The 19,884-nt window shown below is 70.4% G+C and carries 18 protein-coding genes; 3 read left to right on the top strand and 15 right to left on the bottom strand.

Annotation, left to right across the window (positions count from 1 at the left end; translation table 11 throughout):
• Nucleotides 1-67: 67 nt before the first annotated feature.
• The 5 genes from ligA to MUN76_RS01425 are packed head-to-tail and all read right to left on the bottom strand — an operon-like array spanning nucleotide 68 to nucleotide 7,713.
• Nucleotides 68-2,404 carry an NAD-dependent DNA ligase LigA gene (ligA, locus tag MUN76_RS01445; RefSeq protein ID WP_244686510.1) on the bottom strand — a complete coding sequence of 779 codons (2,337 nt, stop codon included), beginning with the start codon at nucleotides 2,402-2,404 and terminating at the stop codon, nucleotides 68-70.
• Nucleotides 2,401-3,573 (bottom strand): tRNA 2-thiouridine(34) synthase MnmA, encoded by a 1,173-nt coding sequence (mnmA, locus tag MUN76_RS01440; protein WP_244686508.1) that lies wholly within the window; start codon nucleotides 3,571-3,573, stop codon nucleotides 2,401-2,403. Before mnmA ends, ligA begins: the two co-directional genes overlap by 4 nt.
• Nucleotides 3,574-3,582: 9 nt before the next feature.
• Nucleotides 3,583-4,773, bottom strand: coding sequence for a cysteine desulfurase family protein (locus tag MUN76_RS01435; protein WP_244686506.1), 1,191 nt, complete (start codon nucleotides 4,771-4,773; stop codon nucleotides 3,583-3,585).
• A 7-nt stretch (nucleotides 4,774-4,780) separates the two neighbouring features.
• Nucleotides 4,781-5,743 carry a tetratricopeptide repeat protein gene (locus MUN76_RS01430; RefSeq protein WP_244686505.1) on the bottom strand — a complete coding sequence of 321 codons (963 nt, stop codon included), beginning with the start codon at nucleotides 5,741-5,743 and terminating at the stop codon, nucleotides 4,781-4,783.
• Between the two features lie 5 nt (nucleotides 5,744-5,748).
• Nucleotides 5,749-7,713, bottom strand: a complete 1,965-nt coding sequence (locus MUN76_RS01425; protein ID WP_244686503.1) for a DUF8094 domain-containing protein — start codon at nucleotides 7,711-7,713, stop codon at nucleotides 5,749-5,751.
• A 257-nt stretch (nucleotides 7,714-7,970) separates the two neighbouring features.
• Between MUN76_RS01425 and MUN76_RS01420 the strand changes: the two genes are divergently transcribed.
• Complete coding sequence (locus MUN76_RS01420) at nucleotides 7,971-10,913, top strand: coiled-coil domain-containing protein (RefSeq protein WP_244686501.1); 2,943 nt, start codon at nucleotides 7,971-7,973, stop codon at nucleotides 10,911-10,913.
• A gap of 13 nt (nucleotides 10,914-10,926) precedes the next feature.
• On the opposite strand, the gene MUN76_RS01415 is transcribed toward MUN76_RS01420, so the two are convergent.
• Nucleotides 10,927-11,664 carry an alpha/beta hydrolase gene (locus MUN76_RS01415; RefSeq protein WP_244686499.1) on the bottom strand — a complete coding sequence of 246 codons (738 nt, stop codon included), beginning with the start codon at nucleotides 11,662-11,664 and terminating at the stop codon, nucleotides 10,927-10,929.
• 136 nt (nucleotides 11,665-11,800) lie between these two features.
• Between MUN76_RS01415 and MUN76_RS01410 the strand changes: the two genes are divergently transcribed.
• The gene (locus MUN76_RS01410) at nucleotides 11,801-12,331 is read left to right on the top strand and encodes a ribonuclease H family protein (protein ID WP_244686497.1); all 531 of its coding nucleotides are present in this window, start codon (nucleotides 11,801-11,803) and stop codon (nucleotides 12,329-12,331) included.
• Between the two features lie 7 nt (nucleotides 12,332-12,338).
• On the opposite strand, the gene MUN76_RS01405 is transcribed toward MUN76_RS01410, so the two are convergent.
• From MUN76_RS01405 to rpsB, 8 genes are all read right to left on the bottom strand, one after another.
• Nucleotides 12,339-12,620, bottom strand: coding sequence for an ATP/GTP-binding protein (locus MUN76_RS01405; protein WP_244686496.1), 282 nt, complete (start codon nucleotides 12,618-12,620; stop codon nucleotides 12,339-12,341).
• Nucleotides 12,621-12,632: 12 nt separating this feature from the next.
• Nucleotides 12,633-13,244: an aggregation-promoting factor C-terminal-like domain-containing protein gene (locus MUN76_RS01400; protein WP_244686494.1), complete on the bottom strand. Its 612-nt coding sequence runs from the start codon at nucleotides 13,242-13,244 to the stop codon at nucleotides 12,633-12,635.
• A 91-nt stretch (nucleotides 13,245-13,335) separates the two neighbouring features.
• Nucleotides 13,336-13,890 carry a DivIVA domain-containing protein gene (locus tag MUN76_RS01395; protein ID WP_244686492.1) on the bottom strand — a complete coding sequence of 185 codons (555 nt, stop codon included), beginning with the start codon at nucleotides 13,888-13,890 and terminating at the stop codon, nucleotides 13,336-13,338.
• 47 nt (nucleotides 13,891-13,937) lie between these two features.
• Entirely contained in the window at nucleotides 13,938-14,858 is a 921-nt protein-coding gene (locus tag MUN76_RS01390; RefSeq protein WP_244686490.1) for a phosphatidate cytidylyltransferase, read from the bottom strand.
• A gap of 5 nt (nucleotides 14,859-14,863) precedes the next feature.
• Nucleotides 14,864-15,418: a ribosome recycling factor gene (gene frr, locus MUN76_RS01385; RefSeq protein WP_244686488.1), complete on the bottom strand. Its 555-nt coding sequence runs from the start codon at nucleotides 15,416-15,418 to the stop codon at nucleotides 14,864-14,866.
• A 35-nt stretch (nucleotides 15,419-15,453) separates the two neighbouring features.
• The gene (pyrH, locus tag MUN76_RS01380) at nucleotides 15,454-16,173 is read right to left on the bottom strand and encodes a UMP kinase (protein WP_244686486.1); all 720 of its coding nucleotides are present in this window, start codon (nucleotides 16,171-16,173) and stop codon (nucleotides 15,454-15,456) included.
• A gap of 125 nt (nucleotides 16,174-16,298) precedes the next feature.
• Nucleotides 16,299-17,129: a translation elongation factor Ts gene (gene tsf / locus MUN76_RS01375; RefSeq protein WP_244686484.1), complete on the bottom strand. Its 831-nt coding sequence runs from the start codon at nucleotides 17,127-17,129 to the stop codon at nucleotides 16,299-16,301.
• 46 nt (nucleotides 17,130-17,175) lie between these two features.
• On the bottom strand, nucleotides 17,176-18,060 hold the full coding sequence (gene rpsB, locus MUN76_RS01370; RefSeq protein WP_244686482.1) for a 30S ribosomal protein S2: 885 nt from the start codon (nucleotides 18,058-18,060) through the stop codon (nucleotides 17,176-17,178).
• Nucleotides 18,061-18,383: 323 nt separating this feature from the next.
• Here rpsB and MUN76_RS01365 point away from each other — a divergent pair, with 323 nt between their 5' ends.
• Nucleotides 18,384-18,917 (top strand): peptidoglycan DD-metalloendopeptidase family protein, encoded by a 534-nt coding sequence (locus MUN76_RS01365; protein WP_244686480.1) that lies wholly within the window; start codon nucleotides 18,384-18,386, stop codon nucleotides 18,915-18,917.
• Nucleotides 18,918-18,920: 3 nt separating this feature from the next.
• Here MUN76_RS01365 and MUN76_RS01360 read toward each other — a convergent pair whose 3' ends face one another.
• Complete coding sequence (locus MUN76_RS01360) at nucleotides 18,921-19,880, bottom strand: tyrosine recombinase XerC (RefSeq protein WP_244686478.1); 960 nt, start codon at nucleotides 19,878-19,880, stop codon at nucleotides 18,921-18,923.
• Nucleotides 19,881-19,884: the final 4 nt, after the last annotated feature.

The following is a 19,884-nucleotide window of genomic DNA, read 5'->3' as shown; positions in this document are numbered from 1 at the left end:
CCACTTACCGTACGTCACCGAACCCCCGCGACGGGCGGGGGTTCGGAATCTGTGGAGAGTCCGTCGCTCACAGGTCGAGCGCGGCCGGCCCCTCCGTCACGAGCACGGCGAACTGCTCGGCCGTGAGCACGGGGATCCCGAGCTCCTCGGCCTTTCCGAGTTTGGAACCCGCACCGGGTCCCGCTGCGACGTAGTCCGTCTTCTTGGAGACACTCGATGCGGCCTTGCCACCCGCCTGAATGATCGCCTCCTTGGCGCCGTCCCGCGTGAACCCCTCGAGGCTGCCCGTCGCGACCACCGTCAGGCCGGAGAGCACACCGCCGGCGGCGACCGCGGCCCCGGGTCCCGGATGCCCGGGAGTCGACCACTGCACCCCGGCAGCGGACCAGCGGTCCACGATCTCCCGGTGCCACTCGAGCTCGAACCACTCGGTCACGGCGACGGCGATCGTCTCGCCGACGCCTTCGACCTCGGAGAGCTCCGCGACCGACGCGCTCCGGATCGCGTCGAGCGACCCGAACCAGTCTGCGAGCGCTCGCGCGGCGACGGGCCCGACATGACGGATGTTCAACGAGACCAGGAGGCGCCAGAGCGGCTTCGTCTTGGCGCGCTCGAGCTCCGCCAAGAAAGTCTCGGCGTCCTTCGACGGGGTCACCACCCGCACGTTCTTCCGCAGCCCGGCGGCGCGGCGCTCGGTCGCGGTGAGCCCCTCGGCCTCGGGCGGGTACTCGATCGAGACGCGCTGGAAGGGCGCGCGGCGCACGTACTCCCCCGTCGCCTCGTCGACGCGGCGTTCACCCGTCTCGCTGTCGCGCACGATCACCTCGATCGGCACCAGCTGATCGAGGGTCAGGTCGAAGAGCCCGGCTTCGGTCTCCAGCGGCGGGGTCGCCGGCACCTTGGGCTGGGTGAGCGCGGCCGCGGTGATCTCGCCGAGCACCTCGATATCGAGAGCGCCCCGGGATCCGATGTGCTCGACCCGGCCCCGCACCTGCGCCGGGCATGCCCGCGCGTTCGGGCAGCGGAGGTCGATGTCCCCCTCCTTCATCGGTCGCAGCTCGGTGCCGCACTCCGGGCAGTCGGCGGGCATGTGCCACTCGACCTCGCTCCCGTCGCGCCGCTCCAGCACGGCACCCAGGACCTCGGGGATCACGTCGCCGGCCTTGCGCAGCACCACCGTGTCGCCGATGAGCACCCCCTTCGCCTTCACGACCTGCTGATTGTGGAGCGTGGCCTGCCGCACGGTGGACCCGGCGACCTTCACCGGCGCCATCACGGCGTACGGGGTGGCGCGCCCCGTGCGTCCGACACCCACCCGGATGTCGAGGAGCGTCGTGTGCACCTCCTCGGGAGGGAACTTGTAGGCGATGGCCCAGCGCGGCGCACGACTCGTCTCGCCGAGTTCTGCGTGCAGCTCCAGCTCGTCGACCTTCACCACGATGCCGTCGATCTCGTGCTCGACATCGTGCCGGTGCGCGCCGCGATCCTCGATGAACCCCACCACATCGTCGGCCGAGTCGAAGACGCGGGAGTGCGGCGAGACCGGGAGCCCCCAGGCGTCGAGCAAAGCGTAGGCGTCCGACTGATTCTCGAACGCGGGGTGCGACCAGGCGCCGATGCCGTGCACGTAGAGGGACAGCCGCGCGAGCCGCCCGCGCATGAGCTCGAGGTCGGCGTCGGACTTGTTGTCGGCGCGCTGCCGCAGGCTTCCGGCGGCCGTGTTGCGCGCGTTCGCGAACTCAGGGTAGCGCACCGGGATCGACTCGGGATCCTTCCCCCTGGCGGTCTGCTCGGCCACGAATGCCGCCTGCAGCTCCTGCTGACGCACGTTGAGCGCCTCGAAGTCGGCGCTCCGGAGGAACACCTCGCCACGGGCCTCGAAGAACTCCGGGATCCCGCTGCCGCTGAGCTCCCTCGGGATCACCGGGATCAGATCGACGTTCTCCGTGATGTCTTCTCCGACCCGGCCGTCACCCCGGGTCGTCGCGGTCTCGAGCACCCCGTTCCGGTAGGCCAGACTGATCGCCAGACCGTCGATCTTCAGTTCGGAGAGCCAGCGCACGTCGCGCCCCGCCGCGAGCCGCGTCTTCTCCGCCCACTCGCGGAACTCCTCCAGCGAGAAGACGTTGTCGAGGCTGAGCATGCGCTCGGCGTGCTCGTGCTCGGGGAACCCCGCCGAGACGACCGCCGCACCGACCTCCTGCGTCGGACTGTCCTGCCCCATCAGCTCCGGGAACAGCCGCTCCAGCTCCTCGAGACGACGGAACATGACGTCGTATTCGGCGTCCGAGACCATACCGACGCCCTCCGAGTAGTAGGCCGTGCGGAGCCGCTCGATCTCGGCGGTCAGCTGCTCCGCCTCCGCGCGCGCCTCCTCGAACGTCGGGTCAGATCCCTCGCTCATCCGAGCACCTCCGCGGTCGTCTGCTGCGCCGCGAGGGCGCGGTCGATGGTGAACTGCCCGAGCACGCGGGTGCCGGTGTAGAGCACCGCGGTCTGCCCCGGTGCCACACCGAGCAGCGGTTCGGCACGCTCGAGGTCGATGTCGACGACGATCTCGTGACTGGCCCCGACCCGGTGCTGCTCGGTTCGCTCCGCGTCGAGGATCGGCTCCAAGCGGGCACGCGCGGGCACCGGATCCGCGTGCGCGCGAATCTGAACGTCGCAGTCGAACGGTTCCGAGACCTCGAACCCCGGTTCGCCCGCCCAGCTGTACCGGCCGCCCGCAATGGTGCCGATCGCCAGGTGCTCCTTGGGTCCGACCACCACCTGGTTCGACACCGGCCGGATCGACAGCACGTACCGGGGCTGACCGTCCGCAGCGGGTCGCCCCAGTTGCAGGCCGCGGCGCTGCCCCACGGTGTAGCCGTGCGCACCGTCGTGCCGCCCCACCACCTCGCCGTCCTCGTCGAGGATCTCGCCGGGCCTCCGCTCGATGTGGTCCGAGAGCCATCCCCGGGTGTCGCCGTCGGGAATGAAGCAGATGTCGTGACTGTCCGGCTTCTGCGCGACCTGCAGGCCGCGGTCCTCCGCCTCCGCACGCACGAGCGCCTTGGAGGGGGTGTCGCCCAGCGGGAAGTAGCAGTGCGCGAGCTGATGCGCGGTGAGCACCCCCAGCACGTACGACTGGTCCTTCGCCCACGCGCTCGCGCGGTGCAGCTCGCGACCGGTCGCCGTGTCGCTCAGCGTCGCATAGTGCCCGGTGGCGACCGCGTCGAAGCCGAGCGCGATCGCCTTGTCGAGCAGCGCCGCGAACTTGATCTTCTCGTTGCACCGCATGCACGGGTTCGGCGTGCGGCCCGCCGCGTACTCGGCGATGAAATCGTCCACGACGTCCTCGGCGAATCGTTCGCTCAGATCCCACACGTAGAACGGGATGCCGAGCAGGTTCGCCGCGCGCCGCGCGTCCATCGCGTCCTCGATCGTGCAGCAGCCGCGGGATCCGGTGCGGATCGTGCCCGGCATGCGGCTCAGCGCGAGGTGCACCCCGACGACGTCGTGCCCCGCCTCGACGGCGCGCGCCGCGGCCACCGCGGAGTCGACTCCCCCGCTCATCGCTGCCAGAACTTTCACCCCGACAGCTTAGTTCAGTCCGGCGGAGCGCGCTCCGGAAATCGCGCGCGGCAGTGCCGCGAGGAGCGCGTCGATCTCGTCGTCGCGCGTGTCGGGGCCGAGGGTGAAGCGCAGCGCACCGGCGGCCTCCGGCTCCGGCACCCCCATCGCGAGCAGCACGTGGGAGATCTCGGCCACGCCCGCCTGGCAGGCCGAACCGACGGAGGCCGATACCCCGGCGGCATCCAGCAGGAAGACGAGCGAGTCCCCCTGGCAGCCGGGGAACGTGAAGTGGGCGTTGCCCGGCAGCCGATCGGGGGCACCCTGCGCGCCCCGTGCGATCGCGGAGGGGTCGGCAGCGCGCACCCCCGCGACGAGCCGATCTCGCAGCCGCTGCAGCTCGGTGATGCGTGCCTCGTGCGGCACCCCGTCCGCGTCGATCGCGAGCCGCATCGCCGCGGCGAACCCGACGGCCCCGGCGACGTTCTGGGTGCCGGATCGCGCGCGCTGCTGGGACCCGCCGTGCAGCAGCGGGTCGGCGGACGTCCGCCGGCCGAGCACCAGTGCACCGACGCCCACGGGACCACCGATCTTGTGCGCGGAAAGGCTCATGGCGGCGGCTCCCGATCGAGCGAAATCGAGCGGCAGCTGCCCGAGCGCGGCGACCGCGTCGACGTGCACGGGGATCCCGGCGTCCGCGGCGATCCGGCACAGCGCCTCGACGGGCAGCACAGAACCGACCTCGTTGTTCGCCCACAGGAAGGAGACGAGAGCGACGTTGTCCGCCCCCGCGTCCGCGATCGCCTGGCCGAGCGCCTCGGGGCGAAGGACTCCCTCGGCGTCGATCGGCACCCACACCACGTCGGCCCCCTGGGTGTCGCGCAGCCACTCGGCCGCCTCGACCGTGGCGTGGTGCTCGCCCGCGGCGATCAGCACGATCGGCCCGGCCCCCGCGCGCCGGCGCGCCCAGTAGATGCCCTTGAGCGCGAGATTGATCGACTCGGTGCCGCCCGCCGTCATGATGAGCTCGGCGGGATCGCACCCCAGCCGGCTCGCGATTTCCTCGCGCGCGGTCTCGAGCACCTCGCTCGCGCGCTGCCCGTCGCTGTGCGTCGAGGCCGGGTTGCCGACCGTGCGGAGCGCGTCCGTGTAGGCCCGCAGCACCGCATCAGGCATGGGCGAGGTCGCCGCGTGGTCGAGATAGGCGCCGGCCGGGGTCATCGGTCGCTCAGTACAGCAGGTTCGCGAGTCGCCCGCGAGCCGCGATGACACGGGGATCCGCGACGCCCACGACCTCGAAGAGCTCGAGCAGGCGCTCGCGGATCACGGCGCGATCCGCGTCGTCGCTCGCCGCGAACCGGTCGAGCAGGCGCAGGAAGGCGTCCTCGACGTGGCCGCCAGAGAGATCGAGATCGGCGACCCGGAGCTGGGCGTCGAGATCGTCCGGGCGCGCGGCAGCGTCGGCGCGGACCCCCTCGAGCGTCAGGCCTTCGAGGCGCTGCAGGAGCTTCACCTGCACGAGCGCCGCACGCGCCTCCGCGTCCGCGGGGGCCTTCGCGAGCACCCCTTCCCACTCCGCCACGGCGGTCGCGTAGTCGCCGCGCTCGGCGGCCTCGACCGCGGCGAGGTGCGCGGCGGGAATCACGGGTTCGGCCGGTTCGGCAGGAACCTCGGCACCGGCATCGGGGGCGCTGACGCGCCCCACGACCCCTTGCTGCTCCGCGAGCTGCCCGAGCTGCCCGAAGATCTCGCGGACCTGCTCCTCCGGCACCGGCCCCTGGAAGAGCGGCACCGGGCGACCGCCGACGAGCGCCACCGCGGTCGGGATCGACTGGACCTGGAACGCCTGCGCCAGTCCGGGGTTCGCATCGACGTCGACCCGGGCCAGCAGGATCCGGCCGGCGAACTCGCGCGTCAGCGTCTCGAGGACTGCGGAGAACGCGACACTCGCCTCGCTCCGCTCCGACCACAGGTGCACGACGACCGGCACGATCGAGGAGAGCTGGGCGGTCTGCTCGAAGGTGGCATCGGAAATGTCGAGCACGAGCGACGGCACGTCGACGACCTGGGCGCCGGGTGCACCGACCGCGCCGGTCGACGGTGCGCCGGGAGTCTGCGGCGCGCGTGCGGCTGCGAGGTGGCTCAGGTCGATTCCACCGCCGGGGATCCGTTCGGGCATCTGCTGCGACATGGTCGTTAGTTCCTCATTCCTACGAGTTCGCTGGTCACTCCGAGCAGTTCGATCTGGGTGCCCTGGGTCTTGCTGGGAACGAAGAACAGGAGCTGGTGGGCCACCTCCTGCACGATTCGATCCTGCTCGCCCGAGAGTCCCGAGAGCGCGGTCATGATCGCGCTCGCCTGCGGCTTGAATCGGCCGCCGTTCGAGTCGATGATCTGCTCCTCGATCACGGTCGTCGCGACGAGGGCGCCGCCGACGCCGGTCGAGAGGGCGACCGGTCGTTCGTCGCCCTGACGAGCCGTGACCGAGTAGAGCATGGTCTGGCCTTTACCATCCGACGTCGCCTGATCCGCCTGGGTGCGGGTGAGGCCGTAGTTCTCGAGGATCGTGGCGGTCGAGAGATCGAACGCCTTCGCCTCCTCGGAGTCGGGACCGGACTGCAGCACCTGCGCGAACGCGGTGCCGACCTCTCCGGGCGGCATCACGAAGGTCTCGAGATCATTCGCGAGCAGGGCGGTGCCCTCCTCCGCGGGTGCGGCTTGCGGCATCGAGATCCCGCCGCGCAGCGCGATGACGCGCGAGACGTGGTAGTTCTCGTGCGGGTTCTCCTGGGTCAGGATCATCGCCAGCGACGGCGACGACGGCGCATCCTCGGCCGTCGCGCCCTCGGTCGGCTCGGCGTCGGCGCTGTCGGCGTCGGACTCAGCGCTGTCGGCGTCGGCGTCGCTCGTCGACGAGGCGACGGTCACGAACAGCGTGCGCGGCCAGGACTCCGTGCTCTGCACCAGCTCGTAGTCGAGACCCTCCGCGGTGATGCGCGGCGGCACGACGGCGTAGGCCGGATCGGCGCCGCGGATCGTGTAGTTGGCGGTGCGCTGGGCGAGTGCGTCGCCCGAGAAGCGCGGCTCGAGCACCGCGGCGTCGAGGGTCTCGTCGCCCTCGCCGGCGACGGTGGCGACGCGCTCCACGATGCGGTCGAGCTGCGCGTCCGTGACCGGCACCGGCGCGGCGCTCGAGGATGTGGGCGGAGTAGCCGTCTCCTCGGACTGGCCGCCCGTGAGATCGGGCCAGTAGTTGGCCGAGCAGCCGCTCAACCCGACTGCCGCGACCACGGCGAGTGCCGGGAGCGCGACGCGGCGACGCGCGCGGATCCGGGTCGTCGAGATCGCCGCCTCACGGGCGAGCGGTGCGCCGGAGTCGGACCGGGACCGGCGCTTTCCTCCGCCGAACATGTTCCGGATCCCCTGCAGCGGCCCGCGCCGACCGCGCCGCGGACCGAGGCCACGACGATCATGGTCCACCGCCAACAGGTACAGCACTCCGCCGACGACTGCGAGGATGCCACCGCCGACGAGCAGCGGGCCAGCCCAGGGCGTGGCGCGATCCTGCACCCAGACGAGCGAGACGTCGCTCGGCACGGGGTTCTCACCGTCGGAGGCGATCAGCACGGACTGCCCCGCGGTGACCGCCACGGGGACCCGCAGCGTCTCCGTCTCGGTGTCGCTGCCCGCCTCGTCGATCCCCCGTTCCTCCAGCCAGAGGTCGCTGCCGCGCGGATCCATCGGGGCCAGCTCGTCGGCCTCGGTCCCGGCTGCCCCGGTATCGGCGGCGGCGCCGTCGGCCTCGGTCGCCTCTGCGGCCGGAGCCTCCGTCACCACCGCCGCGGCCACGAGGCCGCTCAGCAAGCGCTGCTGCCGCGTGTCGACCGACAGTTCCGCGTGCAGGAACGGCTCGAGCCAGGCCTCGACATCGCGGGTCGCGCCCGTCGCGACGAACGCCTGGGATCCCTTCACGACGACGTTCGCCTGTCCGGTCACCTTGGCGAACTCCGCGCCGTCGACCACGGCGTACCCCGCCTCAGATTGGGTATCGACCGGGAAGCTGATCTCGGCAGGGCCCGCAAGAAAGGTCCGCTGGCCGATGCCGAGGATCAGCATCACGCCGGAGAGCACGAGCGCTGCTATCGCAAGCACATATCGCACGGGGGCTCCTCACTCCATGACGCCGGCTCACCGCGCCCGAGCGGGCATGGCTGTTGCAGGCAGTCGTTCTCAACATCCAACGCTACCGGAGCTTTCCGTACAAGACATGGAAGTGACGCCCCGATGTGCCGCCTCGTGCCGCACGGCGCGAGCGGGCCGCCCGATGGCGGAACGATGTGGACTATCATGAACCCTTGTATGCCCGCGGCGCGGAATCACTGCGCCCGAGCGGGAACATCGTCATCTCCGGAGGGCCCGTGTCCGAATCAGCCCAGCAGTTCACCCCAGCATTCCGCGGTTACAACCGCGAGGAGGTCGACGAGCGTGTCGCCGCCCTGATCGGGCACATCAGCACCCTCCAGACACACCTCGAATCGCTGCAGCTCGCCCACCAGCAGGCGACGAACGTCGGGCAGGAGCAGCGCCAGCTGATCAGCGACCTCCAGGAGCAGGTCGCCGAACTCGGCGCGAGCGGATACTCCGGGCTCGGCCTGCGGGTCGAGAAGAGCCTGAAGGTGGCGGAGGATCACGCCCAGCGGCTGATGGCGCAGGCCGACCTCGACGCCGAGAAGCTGCGCCGGTCGTCGGAGGAGGAGAGCACGCGAGTGCTCACGCAGGCGCAGCAGCGCGCCGACGACCTCCTGAGCTCCGCGAATGAGCAGGCCGAGATCATCATCACTGGTGCGCGCAGTGATGTCGCGCAGCAGAGCGCCTCGGCGAACGCCGAGCGCGAGCGCCTGCTCGCCGAGGCGCAGCGGACCGCCGAGCTGACCCGCGCGTCGGCGGAACGCGAGGCCATCTCGACCCGCGAGGCCGCGCAGCGCGACGCCCAGGCGACCCTCGCGGCCACGGCCGCGGAGGCCGAGCGGATCGCCGCCGATGCCGCGATCGCCGCCGCTGAGCTCCGCGAGGAGACGGAGACCCACGCCGCCGCGTTCGAGCGCCGACGCGCCGAGAGCGAGCGCGAAGCAGAGCTCGAGCGCGCCCGTCTCGTGCAGGAGGGCGAGCGCGCCCGTGCCGAGTTCGAGGCGAAGCGCCAGCGCGAGGAGGCCGAGCTCGAGGCACGGTACACGGAACAGCAGCGCGAACTCGAGGCCGGGATCGCGTCCCAGCGCAGGGCGCTGGACGCCGAGATCGAGGACCTCCGGGGCAGGATCGCCCAGGAGCGCAGCGCGCATGACGCGGCACTCGCGACCGAGCGCGATCAGCACGACCGCGCCCTCGCGACCGAATTGCAGGCCCACACCGACCGCATCACGCAGGAGCGCTTCCAGCACGAGGCGACCATCGCGCGGGAGCTGGAAGCCCAGCAGAGCGAACTGCGCACCCTCGCCGAGCAGGGCGCCCGCGAGCGAGCCCGAGCTGACGAGCAGGCGCGCGCCGAGCTCGCCGAGACGCGCGCCGAGCAGGAGGCCGAGCTCGGTGCGATCCGCGAGGCGCAGGAGGTCCGGCTCGCCGCAGCACTCGCCGCGCACACCGAGCAGCTCACCTCCGAGCGGGCACTCCACGAGCACACGATCGCGGAAGAGCGCACGGCGCACGACCATCAGCTTCGCGCCGAGACCCTGGAGCACGAGGTCCGGTTGAGCAACGCGGACGAGCTTCAGAGCACCCGTCTGAGCGAAGAACTGGCCGCGCACGAGTCGCGACTCGCGGAGGAGCGCGCACGCCACGAGGCGCGCATCGCTGAGGAGCGAGCGAACCATGAGGCCGCGATCGCCGCCGAGCGTGAGCTCCACGACACCACGATCGCCGATGAACTGGATGCGCATCGCTCCGGGCTCGCCGAGGAACGCGCGACCCACGACACCGCGATCGCCCGCGAGCAGGCCGAGCACGACGCTGCGCTCGCGGCGGCCCGCACGGCTCTCGATGCCGAACTCGCCGCCGAGCGCGAGACCCATGACAGCCGCATCGCCGCCGAGCGCGAAGCGCACGACACCACGATCGGCACCGAACTCGCCGATCACCAGGATCGCCTCATCGCGGAGTGGGAGGAGCACCGCTCGAAGATCGAGTCCGAGCTCGGGGTGCACGAGGGCGAACTCGCCGCCGAGCGCCGCGCGGTCGAGCGCGAGATCGCGACCGCGCGCGCCGAGCACGAGGCGCGCATCGCGGACGAGTCCACGATGCACACCGAGCGCATCGCCACCCAGCTCCGCGAGCACCAGCAGCGTCTTGACGACGAGCGCGCCGCCGCCGCCGAGCAGCAGCGGATCGAGGGTGCCGAGGCCGCGGCCGCGCTCGGTCTCGAGCGCGAATCGCTCGAACTGCAGATCGAACGGGAGCGGCTCGCCCTCGACGCCGACGTCACCCGCGAGCGCGACGAGCACCAGCGCGGGATCGCCGCCTCGCTCGCGCAGCACGAGGCCGACCTCACGCAGCAGCGTGAGGCCGCCACCGCGGAGATCGACCGCGAGGTGGCCGCGAAGCGCGCGGCGGTGACCGAGGAGACGGATCTCCTCCGCGCCGACACCGTTGCCGAACTCGCCGAGTACCGCGCGTCCGAGGAGGCGCGGCTCGGGCAGCTCCGCGCCGACGCGGAGGACGCGGCGCGGGCGCTGCGGGAGCAGATCGAGACCGACACCCTCGCGTTCAAGACCTCCTCGACCCAGCAGCGCGAGCAGGTCGAGCAGGAACTGGCCGCGCGCCAGCACGAGGCCGCCGAGGCCTCGCGGCTCGAGATCGAGGCGACGACCCGCGAGCTCGAGGAGCTCCGGACCCAGCTCGCCGCCGCGCGCGACGAGTACGAGAGGATCACCCTCGATGCGACGCAGATCGCACGCTCGCTCCGCGCCGACGCTGAGCGTCAGGCCGCCGAGACGATCCTGGAGGCCGAGCGTCGCGCGCAGACCACGTTCGCCGCGGCCGAGGACCGTGCGACTAAGGTGCTCGCCGCAGCAGAGGATCGCATGACCCAGCTGAAGGTCGAGCGCGGAGCGGTGGCTCGTTACTTCGAGAGCCTCGGCGAGGTCATCACCAATGCTCAGAAGATGAGCACGGTGGCCGGCCGACTCGTGGAGCGTCCCGTCGCCGAAGCGACCGACGCCGCGTTCGTGGAGGCGGCAGCGTCCGATGCCGCGGCGGCCACGACGCCCGAGACGCCCGCGACTCCCTCAGATGCGGACGCCGCGCCGGTCCCCGAGTCCGCGAGCGACGAGACCACTCCGATCGAGCGGATCCCACCGCAGCAGGGCTGACGCATGGTCGGCGTCACTCCGAGGGTGGCGCGACGCGATCCTCGTCGACCTCGCGCGGCAGCGGCGTCGGCGCCGTGCCGACCGTGCCGACGATCTCGTCGAGCACCCGACTGGTCTGTTGCTCCCCCACCCACAGGTGCTTTCCGCCGTCGACGGGGATGAGCCGCGCGCGCGGCACCGCGGCGAACCGTTCCGCCGCGGCCTCGGGCCGCAGGTAGTCGTCGAACTCGGGGATCAGCGCGACGAGCTCCGCTTCCGCGTCGTTCCAGGCGCGCAGATCCGCCTCGGTCGCGCGATGGAGCGGCGGCGAGAGCAGGATCGCCCCCTCAATGGGGTGCTCAAGACCGTACTTCAGGGCGAGTTCGGTGCCGAACGACCACCCGAGCAGCCACGGCCGCGGGAGCCCGCGATCCCGAACGAACGCCATCGCCGCGGCCACGTCGGCGCGCTCGTCGATGCCATCACCGAAGGTGCCCTCGCTCGTGCCGCGCGGTGAGGTCGTGCCGCGCGTGTTGAAGCGCAACACCGCGAGATCCGCGAGTTCGGGCAGTCGGTTCGCAGCCTTGCGGAGAATGTGGGAGTCCATGAACCCGCCTGCCGTGGGCAGCGGGTGCAGGGTGACGAGGGTCGCCGCCGGTTCCCGATCTTCCGGTACGGCCAACTCCCCCACGAGCGTCAGCCCATCGGCGGTCGTGAATGCGATGTCTTCGCGGCGCGCGCGGAGCACCGTATTGCTCGAGATCTTCGCCATGTTCGTCCTCCTCGGGATCACGCGGTGCATGTGGCAGACCCGACCCAGCCTAGCCGCTCGCCGCACTTGGCTTCGGCACAGGCTCCGGCTCCGGCTCCGTCTCCGTCTCCGTCTCCGTCTCTGGCAGGATGGGAGTATGACTCTCACAGCGGCAGCGGACGGTTCGGCTCTCGGGAACCCCGGCCCTGCGGGGTGGGCCTGGGTCGTCGATGACGGCCAGTGGCGCGCCGGCGGCTGGCCCCGCGCCACCAACAACCAGGGTGAGCTCATGGCGGTGCTCGATCTGCTGCACGCCACCGCGGACCGCGCCGATGAGCCGCTGCACGTGCTCTGCGACAGTCAGTACGTGATCAACTCGGTCACCCAGTGGATGCCCGGCTGGAAGCGCCGCGGCTGGCGGAAGGCCGACGGCAAGCCGGTGCTGAACCGCGACCTCCTCGAGCAGCTGGATGCGGCCCTCGTGGGTCGTCGGGTGAGCTTCGAGTGGGTCAAGGGGCACGCGGGGCACCCGCTCAACGAAGCGGCGGATCTACGAGCGCGAGCGGCCGCCACCGCGTTCCAGGCGGGTCGGGATCCGGAGCACGGACCGGGCCTCGCGGGTCGCGTCGCGGCTCCGAGCCCCGAGATCTCGCTCGAGCAGCCCGCGGCTCCCCCGACGCTCTTCTAGCGGGAGGTCACGCCAGGCGCCAGCAGTGCGCGTGGTAGTGACGGCGATCCCGCATCGCCGCCTCGTCGCCGAAGAAGTGCTCGGCGTGCCATGCGACGATGTGGGCCTGACCCGGGGGCACTTCGTTGCTGCAGACCGGGCACCGGTACGCTTTCTCAGCGCGGTGCGCCGGGATGTCGCGCACGACCCACTCGACGCCCCGACGAGTCTCGGTGCGCGCGCCGCCGTGAGCGAGCCGGGTCACGTCGCCCGCCGGGTCGGACGGCGCCCTGCGGTGCTTACGCCCCATGAGAACGGTGGACTACCACCAGTGGTTAGCGGTCCAGAACGCGTAGGCCGCTGCCCAGCTGCCATAGCGTCCGACGGCGTAGCCATTCGCCCAGACGAGGTTGTCGACTGGGTTGTATCCGCTCCCCGGCACCTTGCTGCACGGGTACGCCTGGATCAGCCCGCAGGCGCCAGAGCTCGCGTTCGTCGCGTTCGGGTTCCAGCCGCTCTCCTTCGAGGCGATGAAGTCCACGTACCCCCAGTCGGCCTCCGCGATCCCCGCGGCCGCCATCCACTCGGCCGGTGAGCCGCCGCCCTCGTACCGGGGCGGTGCGGAGGGAGTCGTCGCCTGCTTCGCGGCGGACGCCTTCGCCTCCTCGGCAGCCTTGGCCGCGGCCTCGGCTTCCAGTCTCAGCCGTTCCTCTTCGGGGTCGGGCAGCTCCACCACCGACACATCGGTGAAGACGAGGTCGGCCTCGGCGGAGACGTTCGGCACGAACTCCTGGTGGATCCGCGCTTGGAACGCCATGGTCTCGGCGTCGGCCGAGGCGCTCGGCATCGCGAACGGGGCCACGACGGCCGCACCGAGGAACCCGGCCACTGCGATCACGGCGACGGGTGCCCGGAAGCGGGACCTGAAGGACACGGAGGAAGAAGGTTGCACAGCCACAATGTAACGATTCTATCTCAGGCCGCGGAATCACTCAATGCCGCGGAACCGGGCGCGCCGCACAGCATCAGCGCGTGGACAGGATCAGCTCGACGACCCCGTCGAGCAGCGCGTCGACCTGATCCTCGTCGTACCCCCGCCACTGCGAGTGGAACACCACATCGCGCACCTCGGCGGGAGCGAGGCCGAGCTCGCGGTTCTCGAACATCTTCGCGACCCGGTCGAGGAAGGCGTCGACCTGTGAGCGACGGTACCCCGTGGCGAACAGGCCACGTCGCCGGAAGCGCTTGCCGCGCGGCCGCTGCAACCGACCGCGCACCTCGGACAGCAGCTGCCGGGTCTCGTCCCACCACTGGTCCTCGCCGTCGGCGCGCACACGCACGCGACGCTCCCGCTCGAAGAAGACCTCCTCGAGGCGATCCATCGCGGCGTCGACGTAGCGCGGAGAATATCCCCCGCGACGCACGCCGAAGGCGGTGCGGCGGACCTCTTCCGCGGTGATGGCCCCATCGGGCACCGCTCCGCCCTCGTACGTCGACCGAGCGCGGTCGAGGAACGCGTCGACCTGATCCTGGTGGTAGCCGACCTGACGTTTGGGAGCGAGGGGGAACGCGGTGTGCACCACCCCATTCTGCCCGGACTTCTTCCCCGCACCCTGGGAGCGAGGGCTCACGACACGGCCCCCAGTACCAGGGCGACACCGTAGACGCCGACGGCGGAGGGCAGCAGTGAATCGAGACGGTCGAGGAACCCTCCGTGGCCCGGGATCCAGCTGCTCATGTCTTTCACTCCCAAGTTGCGTTTGATGAGGGACTCGGTGAGGTCTCCCCCCGTGGCGGTGAAGAGCACCACGATGCCGAGGATGATCCCGACCCACCAGGGCTGGTCGAGTGCGAGCACGGTCACGGCGACCCCAACCGCCATGGCGACGATCGCGGCTCCGGCGAACCCCTCCCAGGTCTTGTTCGGGCTGATCCGAGGCGTCATCTTGTGCTTGCCGAGGGTCACTCCGGCGGCGTAGGCACCCACGTCGACCGACACGACGATGAGGACGAGGGCGAAGACCCACCACTGGCCGTTCTCGGCCGCCACGAGCAGCACGGTGAAGCTGGCGAGGAACGCGACGTAGACGAGCGTGAAGAGACCGGAGAAGACGTCACGGATGAGGGTGCGCGGCGGGGTCTCCCATCGCGGCACGAGGCCCTCGATGAGGCGCCAGACCGTCAGGAGAATGGAGCCCGCGAAGAGCCCGAGGAGCATGCCCTCCGCTCCCCAGAAGTAGGCGCCGACGACCACCAGGAGTCCTCCGAGGACCACGCCGATTCGAGGCACCCGACGGCCCGCGACGCTGAATGCCGACGCGAGTTCTACGAGGGCGATGGCCACTAGGATCGCGACGAGCAGGGCGAAGATCTGCTTCACGAGCAGCAGGCTTACGAGGAACACGCCTCCGAAGAGGAGCCCCGAACCGATCGCGAAGACGAGGTTGCGCCCCGCACGCGCTTCGATTTTGGCGTTGGTCGCTTCCAGCTGCGCGCGCGTGGATTCCAGGTGCGCCCTGAGCTCGTCTCGCCGGTCGGCACCCGCCATCGCCGCTAGACCTCCAGCAACTCGGCTTCTTTGCGCTTCAAGGCCTCATCGATCTGATCGATGAACTGCTTGGTGAGCGTCTCGAGCTCCTTCTCGGCGCGAGCGAGCTCGTCCTCTCCGACCTCGCTCTTCAGCGCGTCGAACTCGTCCTTGCCGTGACGGCGCACGTTGCGCACAGCGACGCGGGCGTCTTCAGCCTTCGCCTTCACGATCTTGACGAAGTCCTTGCGGCGCTCCTGGGTCAGCTCCGGCAGGGAGAGGCGGATCACGTTGCCGTCGTTCGACGGGTTGGCCCCGAGGTTCGGCATGTCGCGGATGGCCTGCTCGATGTCTTTCATCGCACCCTTGTCGTAGGGGGTGACGAGGAGGCTGCGCGCATCCTGGTTCTGCACCGAGGCGAGCTGCGGCAGCGGGGTCGGCGTGCCGTAGTAGTCGACCTGCACCCCCTGCAGCAGCGAGGGGTTCGCGCGTCCCGTTCGCACCGTGGCGAAACTCTCCTTGGCCGACTCGACCGCCTTGGTCATGCGGTCTTTCACGTCTGCGAAGATGTCGTCAATCACGGTGTACCCCTTCAGAAGTTGTGCGTCAGTCCAGCTTAGCGGTGAACGAGGGTGCCGAGCTTTGCCCCGCGGAGGGCCTCGGTGACATTTCCGGCGGGTTCCATACCGAACACGCGCATTGGCATGCCGTTGTCCATGCAGAGGCTGAAGGCGGTCGAGTCGACCACCTTGAGGCCGCGGACCAGCGCGTCGTTGTAACTGATCTCGCTGATGAGCGTGGCGTCGGGATCCTGGTTCGGATCGGCCGTGTAGACGCCGTCGACGCCGTTCTTGGCGACGAGCACCTCATCGGCGCGGATCTCGAGCGCACGCTGCGCCGCGACGGTGTCGGTCGAGAAGTACGGCAGCCCGGCGCCCGCGCCGAAGATGACGACGCGCCCCTTCTCGAGGTGCCGGACCGCGCGGAGCGGGATGTAGGTCTCCGCCACCTGGGTCATGGTGATCGCGGACTGGACGCGGCTCGAGACCCCGGCCTGTTCCAGGAAGTCCTGGAGCGCCAGCGCGTTCATCACCGTGCCCAGCATGCCCATGTAGTCGGCGCGGGAGCGATCCATGCCGCGCTGCGAGAGCTCGGCACCGCGGAAGAAGTTGCCGCCGCCCACGACCACGGCGACTTCCGCGCTCTCCATCGCCGCGGCGATCTCACGCGCGATCTGGCTGACCACGTCCGGATTCACCCCGAGGGTGCCGCCGCCGAAGGCCTCTCCCGAGAGCTTAAGCAGGACGCGGCGCTTGCGTGCGACGGTTTCGGACATGGGTGATCTCCTTCTTCGAGTCTCAGATCAGCGTAGTGGTGATGAGGGGGACGCGCAGCAGCTGTGCACAGGCCGGGCACAGTAAGGAGGCCCGAGCGAATGCCCGGGCCTCCTGGATGCCGTGGTTACGCGCCGACCTTGCTGCGCGCGAACGACGTGACGGTGATGCCGGCCGCGTCGGCGACCTTCTTCACGTCGCGCTTCTCGTCATCAAGCGCGTGCACCTGCTCGTTGAGCACGACCTGCTTGAAGAACGCGTTCAGACGCCCCTCGACGATCTTCGGCAGGGCGGCCTCGGGCTTGCCCTCGTTCTTCGAGATCTCGGTGACGATCTCGCGCTCCTTGTCGACGTCGGCCGCGGGGACCTCGTCGCGGGTGACGTAGAGCGGATCGGCGAAGGAGATGTGCTGAGCGATGCTCAGTGCGGCCTTCGCATCGTCGCCCTCGTAGCCGACGACCACGCCGATCTGCGGCGGCAGATCCTTCGAGGTGCGGTGCAGGTAGACCGCGGTGCTCGGAGCCTCGACGCGCGAGACCTTGCGCAGCACGATCCGCTCGCCCATGATGGCGGACTCGTCGGTGATGACCTCACCCACGGTCTTGCCCTCGGCGGGAGCGGCGAGGGCCTCCTCGGCGTTCGACGCACCGGCGGCCACGACGGCCTCCAGCACCCGATCGGCGAGCGCGATGAACTTCTCGTTCTTCGCGACGAAGTCGGTCTCGCAGACGAACTCGATCATCGTGGCGGCGCCGTCGCTCTGCTTGACGGCCACGAGGCCCTCGCTCGCTTCGCGATCGCCGCGCTTCGCGACACCCTTGAGTCCCTTGAGACGCAGGATCTCAATGGCCTTCTCGATGTCGCCATCCGCCTCGGTCAGTGCGTTCTTGCTGTCGAGCATGCCGGCGCCGAGACGCTCGCGCAGCTCCTTCACAGCGGCCATGGTTACTGCAGCCATCTGTTACTCCTTAACTGTTCGTTCAGACGAAAACGTGGGGCCGAGACTACTCGGCAGCCGCCTCGGCGGGAGCCTCGGTTGCGGCCTCGGCAGCTGCGGGAGCCTCCTCGGCTGCGGGTGCCTCAGCTGCGGCGGGAGCGGCCTCAGCGGCGGCGTCCTCGGCGGGCTTGGCATCGGCGTTGAGGAGCTCGACCTCCCACTCGGCGAGCGGCTCAGCAGCGGCTGCGCCCTCTTCCGGCTTCTGATGGCGCTCCATGAGGCCCTCGGCGACGGCGTCGGCGATCACGCGGGTGAGCAGCGCAACCGAGCGGATGGCGTCGTCGTTGCCCGGGATCGGGTAGGTGACCTCGTCGGGATCGCAGTTGGTGTCGAGGATCGCGATCACGGGGATCCCGAGCTTCTTCGCCTCGTCGATCGCGAGGTGCTCCTTCTTGGTGTCGATGATCCAGAGCGCCGAGGGGGTCTTGGTCATGTGACGGATGCCGCCCAGCGACTTCTGCAGCTTGTCGAGCTCGCGCTTCTTGAGCAGCAGCTCCTTCTTGGTGAAGCCGCTCGTGGTGCCCTCGAAGTCGAGCTGCTCGAGCTCCTTCATGCGCTCGAGGCGCTTGGTGACGGTCTGGAAGTTGGTCAGCAGACCACCGAGCCAGCGCTGGTTCACGTAGGGCTGGTTGACGCGGGTCGCCTGCTCGGCGACGGCCTCCTGCGCCTGCTTCTTCGTACCGACGAAGAGGATGTTGCCGCCGCGTGCGACGGTGCTCTTCACGAAGTCGTAGGCGGCATCGATGTACCCGAGCGACTGCTGCAGGTCGATGATGTAGATGCCCGAGCGCTCGGTGAAGATGAAGCGCTTCATCTTCGGGTTCCAGCGACGCGTCTGGTGTCCGAAGTGGACGCCGCTGTCGAGCAGCTGGCGCATGGTTACAACGGCCATTGCCGTCTCCTGTTCTGCGCGCTCGAACGAGCACGCGTTTGCGGTTGTTCGGCTGCGGATGCAGCCAGATCCTGGTGCCCGCGGGATCAGCCGCCCTGAGCTATTCGCACAGGGACCGATGGCGTCACTCCGGTGAGTGGGCACGCGAAGTCACCTCTTTCGAGGCGCAGCGACCAGTGTACCACCCGCGGCGCCCCGACGGTGCGCGGGGCGCGCCCGGAATCTCCGCTCACATCCTGACCGCTCTGCGAGCCCGGGGCGAGGTTTCCCCCGATCGAGTCGAACCGCCTCCCCCGCCCCGCCGGCGCGCCACCCTGGATCGCATGCACCGCTACTTCGGGATCCCGCGTCGGGCACTCGGCGTGCGCGGAATCCTCGCGGGGCTGACGATCCTCGCGGTACTTCTTCCGTTCACCCACCCCACCACCGGCGGGGACGGGGCGGGACGCTGGATCCCGCCGCTGCACGCACCATTCCGGGTGACCGGACCGTACCGACCTCCGCCGCACCCCTACGGGTCGGGTCATCGCGGCATCGACCTGCCGACGACCACCGGTGCGGTCGTGGTCGCCCCTGCCGCAGGGACCGTCACGTTCGCGGGAGCCGTCGCGGGGCGGGAGTTGATCTCGATTCGGGTGGACGCGCACACGGTCGTGTCGATCGAACCGGTGTCGAGCGGGTTGGCCGCGGGTGACGCCGTGCCGGCCGCGGCGCCCCTCGGCACGGTGGGCACGGGGGGCCACTGCATCGGAGCTGCGGGATCGGTCGAGTGCATCCATCTCGGGGTGCGCGTCGACGGCGACTACGTCAACCCGCTCCGCTACTTCCTCGGTCGGCCGCGTCTGGTGCCGTGGTGACGGCTACGCGCGCGGGTGCGCCTGCCGGTAGCTCTCGGCAAGACGCTCGGTCGAGACGTGTGTGTAGACCTGGGTGCTCGCGAGACTCGAGTGACCGAGCACTTCCTGCACCACCCGCAGGTCCGCGCCACCGTTCAGCAGATGCGTCGCCGCCGTGTGCCGCAGCGTGTGCGGACCGCGCGGGCCGCCCCCGGGCTCCTGCTGCAGCTCCCGCGCGACGAGCCGATAGACGGCATTGGCGCCGAGCGGTCCCCCACGACTCCCGAGGAACAGAAAATCCGTGCGGTGTTCGGTCTGGATAGCCGTGCGGGCTCGGGCTTCCGCGGCGCGGGCTTCCGCAGCACGTGCGGCGAGCGCCGGTCTCCCCGTGGCGAGATAGGCCTCGAGTGCTGCGGCGGCCGGCGCTCCCAGCGGCACGACTCGCTCCTTGCCGCCCTTGCCGAGGACCCTCACGGTGCGCTGCCGCCGGTCGAATCCCTCGCGCGGCAGGGTGCACAGCTCGGAGACGCGCAGCGCGGAGGCATACAGTAGCTCGAGCACGGCGTGGTCCCGAAGCTGATCCGGGTCGCCGGTGGCCGCTCGAGCCGCGGCGCGGTCGAGGATTCGGGTGATCTGCTCATCGGCGAGCACTCGCGGCAGTGTTCGGGGAGCACGTGGCGCTCGGAGCCGTGACGCCGGGTTGCCGGGCACGAGCTGCGTGCGCTCGAGCCAGACGCCCAGGGACTTGAGCGTCGCGACGTTGCGGGCGAGCGTGGAGGGTGCGAGGTTCGCCTGCTGGCGGGTCCACAACCATCCCCGCATGAGTTCGATGTCGCAGTCGCGCACGTCGCGGGCTTGCTGCTCCTCGGCGTAGTCCGCGAAGCCGAGCAGATCGCGCCGATACGCACGGACGGTGTGCTCCGAGTACCCGTACTCGAGCCGGACCGCCGTGAGGAACGCGTCGATGGCGTCACGGAGCTGCATGGTC

Source organism: Leucobacter rhizosphaerae (assembly GCF_022919175.1).
Taxonomy (GTDB): Bacteria; Actinomycetota; Actinomycetes; order Actinomycetales; family Microbacteriaceae; genus Leucobacter; species Leucobacter rhizosphaerae.
This window is presented reverse-complemented; position numbering and strand designations above follow the sequence as displayed.

Coding starts and splice junctions, on each gene's coding strand:
- ligA (WP_244686510.1), bottom strand. CDS start 2,404: ATGAGCGAGGGATCTGACCCGACGTTCGAGGAGGCGCGCGCGGAGGCG.
- MUN76_RS01435 (WP_244686506.1), bottom strand. CDS start 4,773: ATGACCCCGGCCGGCGCCTATCTCGACCACGCGGCGACCTCGCCCATG.
- MUN76_RS01430 (WP_244686505.1), bottom strand. CDS start 5,743: ATGTCGCAGCAGATGCCCGAACGGATCCCCGGCGGTGGAATCGACCTG.
- MUN76_RS01415 (WP_244686499.1), bottom strand. CDS start 11,664: ATGGCGAAGATCTCGAGCAATACGGTGCTCCGCGCGCGCCGCGAAGAC.
- MUN76_RS01410 (WP_244686497.1), top strand. CDS start 11,801: ATGACTCTCACAGCGGCAGCGGACGGTTCGGCTCTCGGGAACCCCGGC.
- MUN76_RS01405 (WP_244686496.1), bottom strand. CDS start 12,620: ATGGGGCGTAAGCACCGCAGGGCGCCGTCCGACCCGGCGGGCGACGTG.
- MUN76_RS01390 (WP_244686490.1), bottom strand. CDS start 14,858: ATGGCGGGTGCCGACCGGCGAGACGAGCTCAGGGCGCACCTGGAATCC.
- pyrH (WP_244686486.1), bottom strand. CDS start 16,173: ATGTCCGAAACCGTCGCACGCAAGCGCCGCGTCCTGCTTAAGCTCTCG.
- tsf (WP_244686484.1), bottom strand. CDS start 17,129: ATGGCTGCAGTAACCATGGCCGCTGTGAAGGAGCTGCGCGAGCGTCTC.
- rpsB (WP_244686482.1), bottom strand. CDS start 18,060: ATGGCCGTTGTAACCATGCGCCAGCTGCTCGACAGCGGCGTCCACTTC.
- MUN76_RS01365 (WP_244686480.1), top strand. CDS start 18,384: ATGCACCGCTACTTCGGGATCCCGCGTCGGGCACTCGGCGTGCGCGGA.
- MUN76_RS01360 (WP_244686478.1), bottom strand. CDS start 19,880: ATGCAGCTCCGTGACGCCATCGACGCGTTCCTCACGGCGGTCCGGCTC.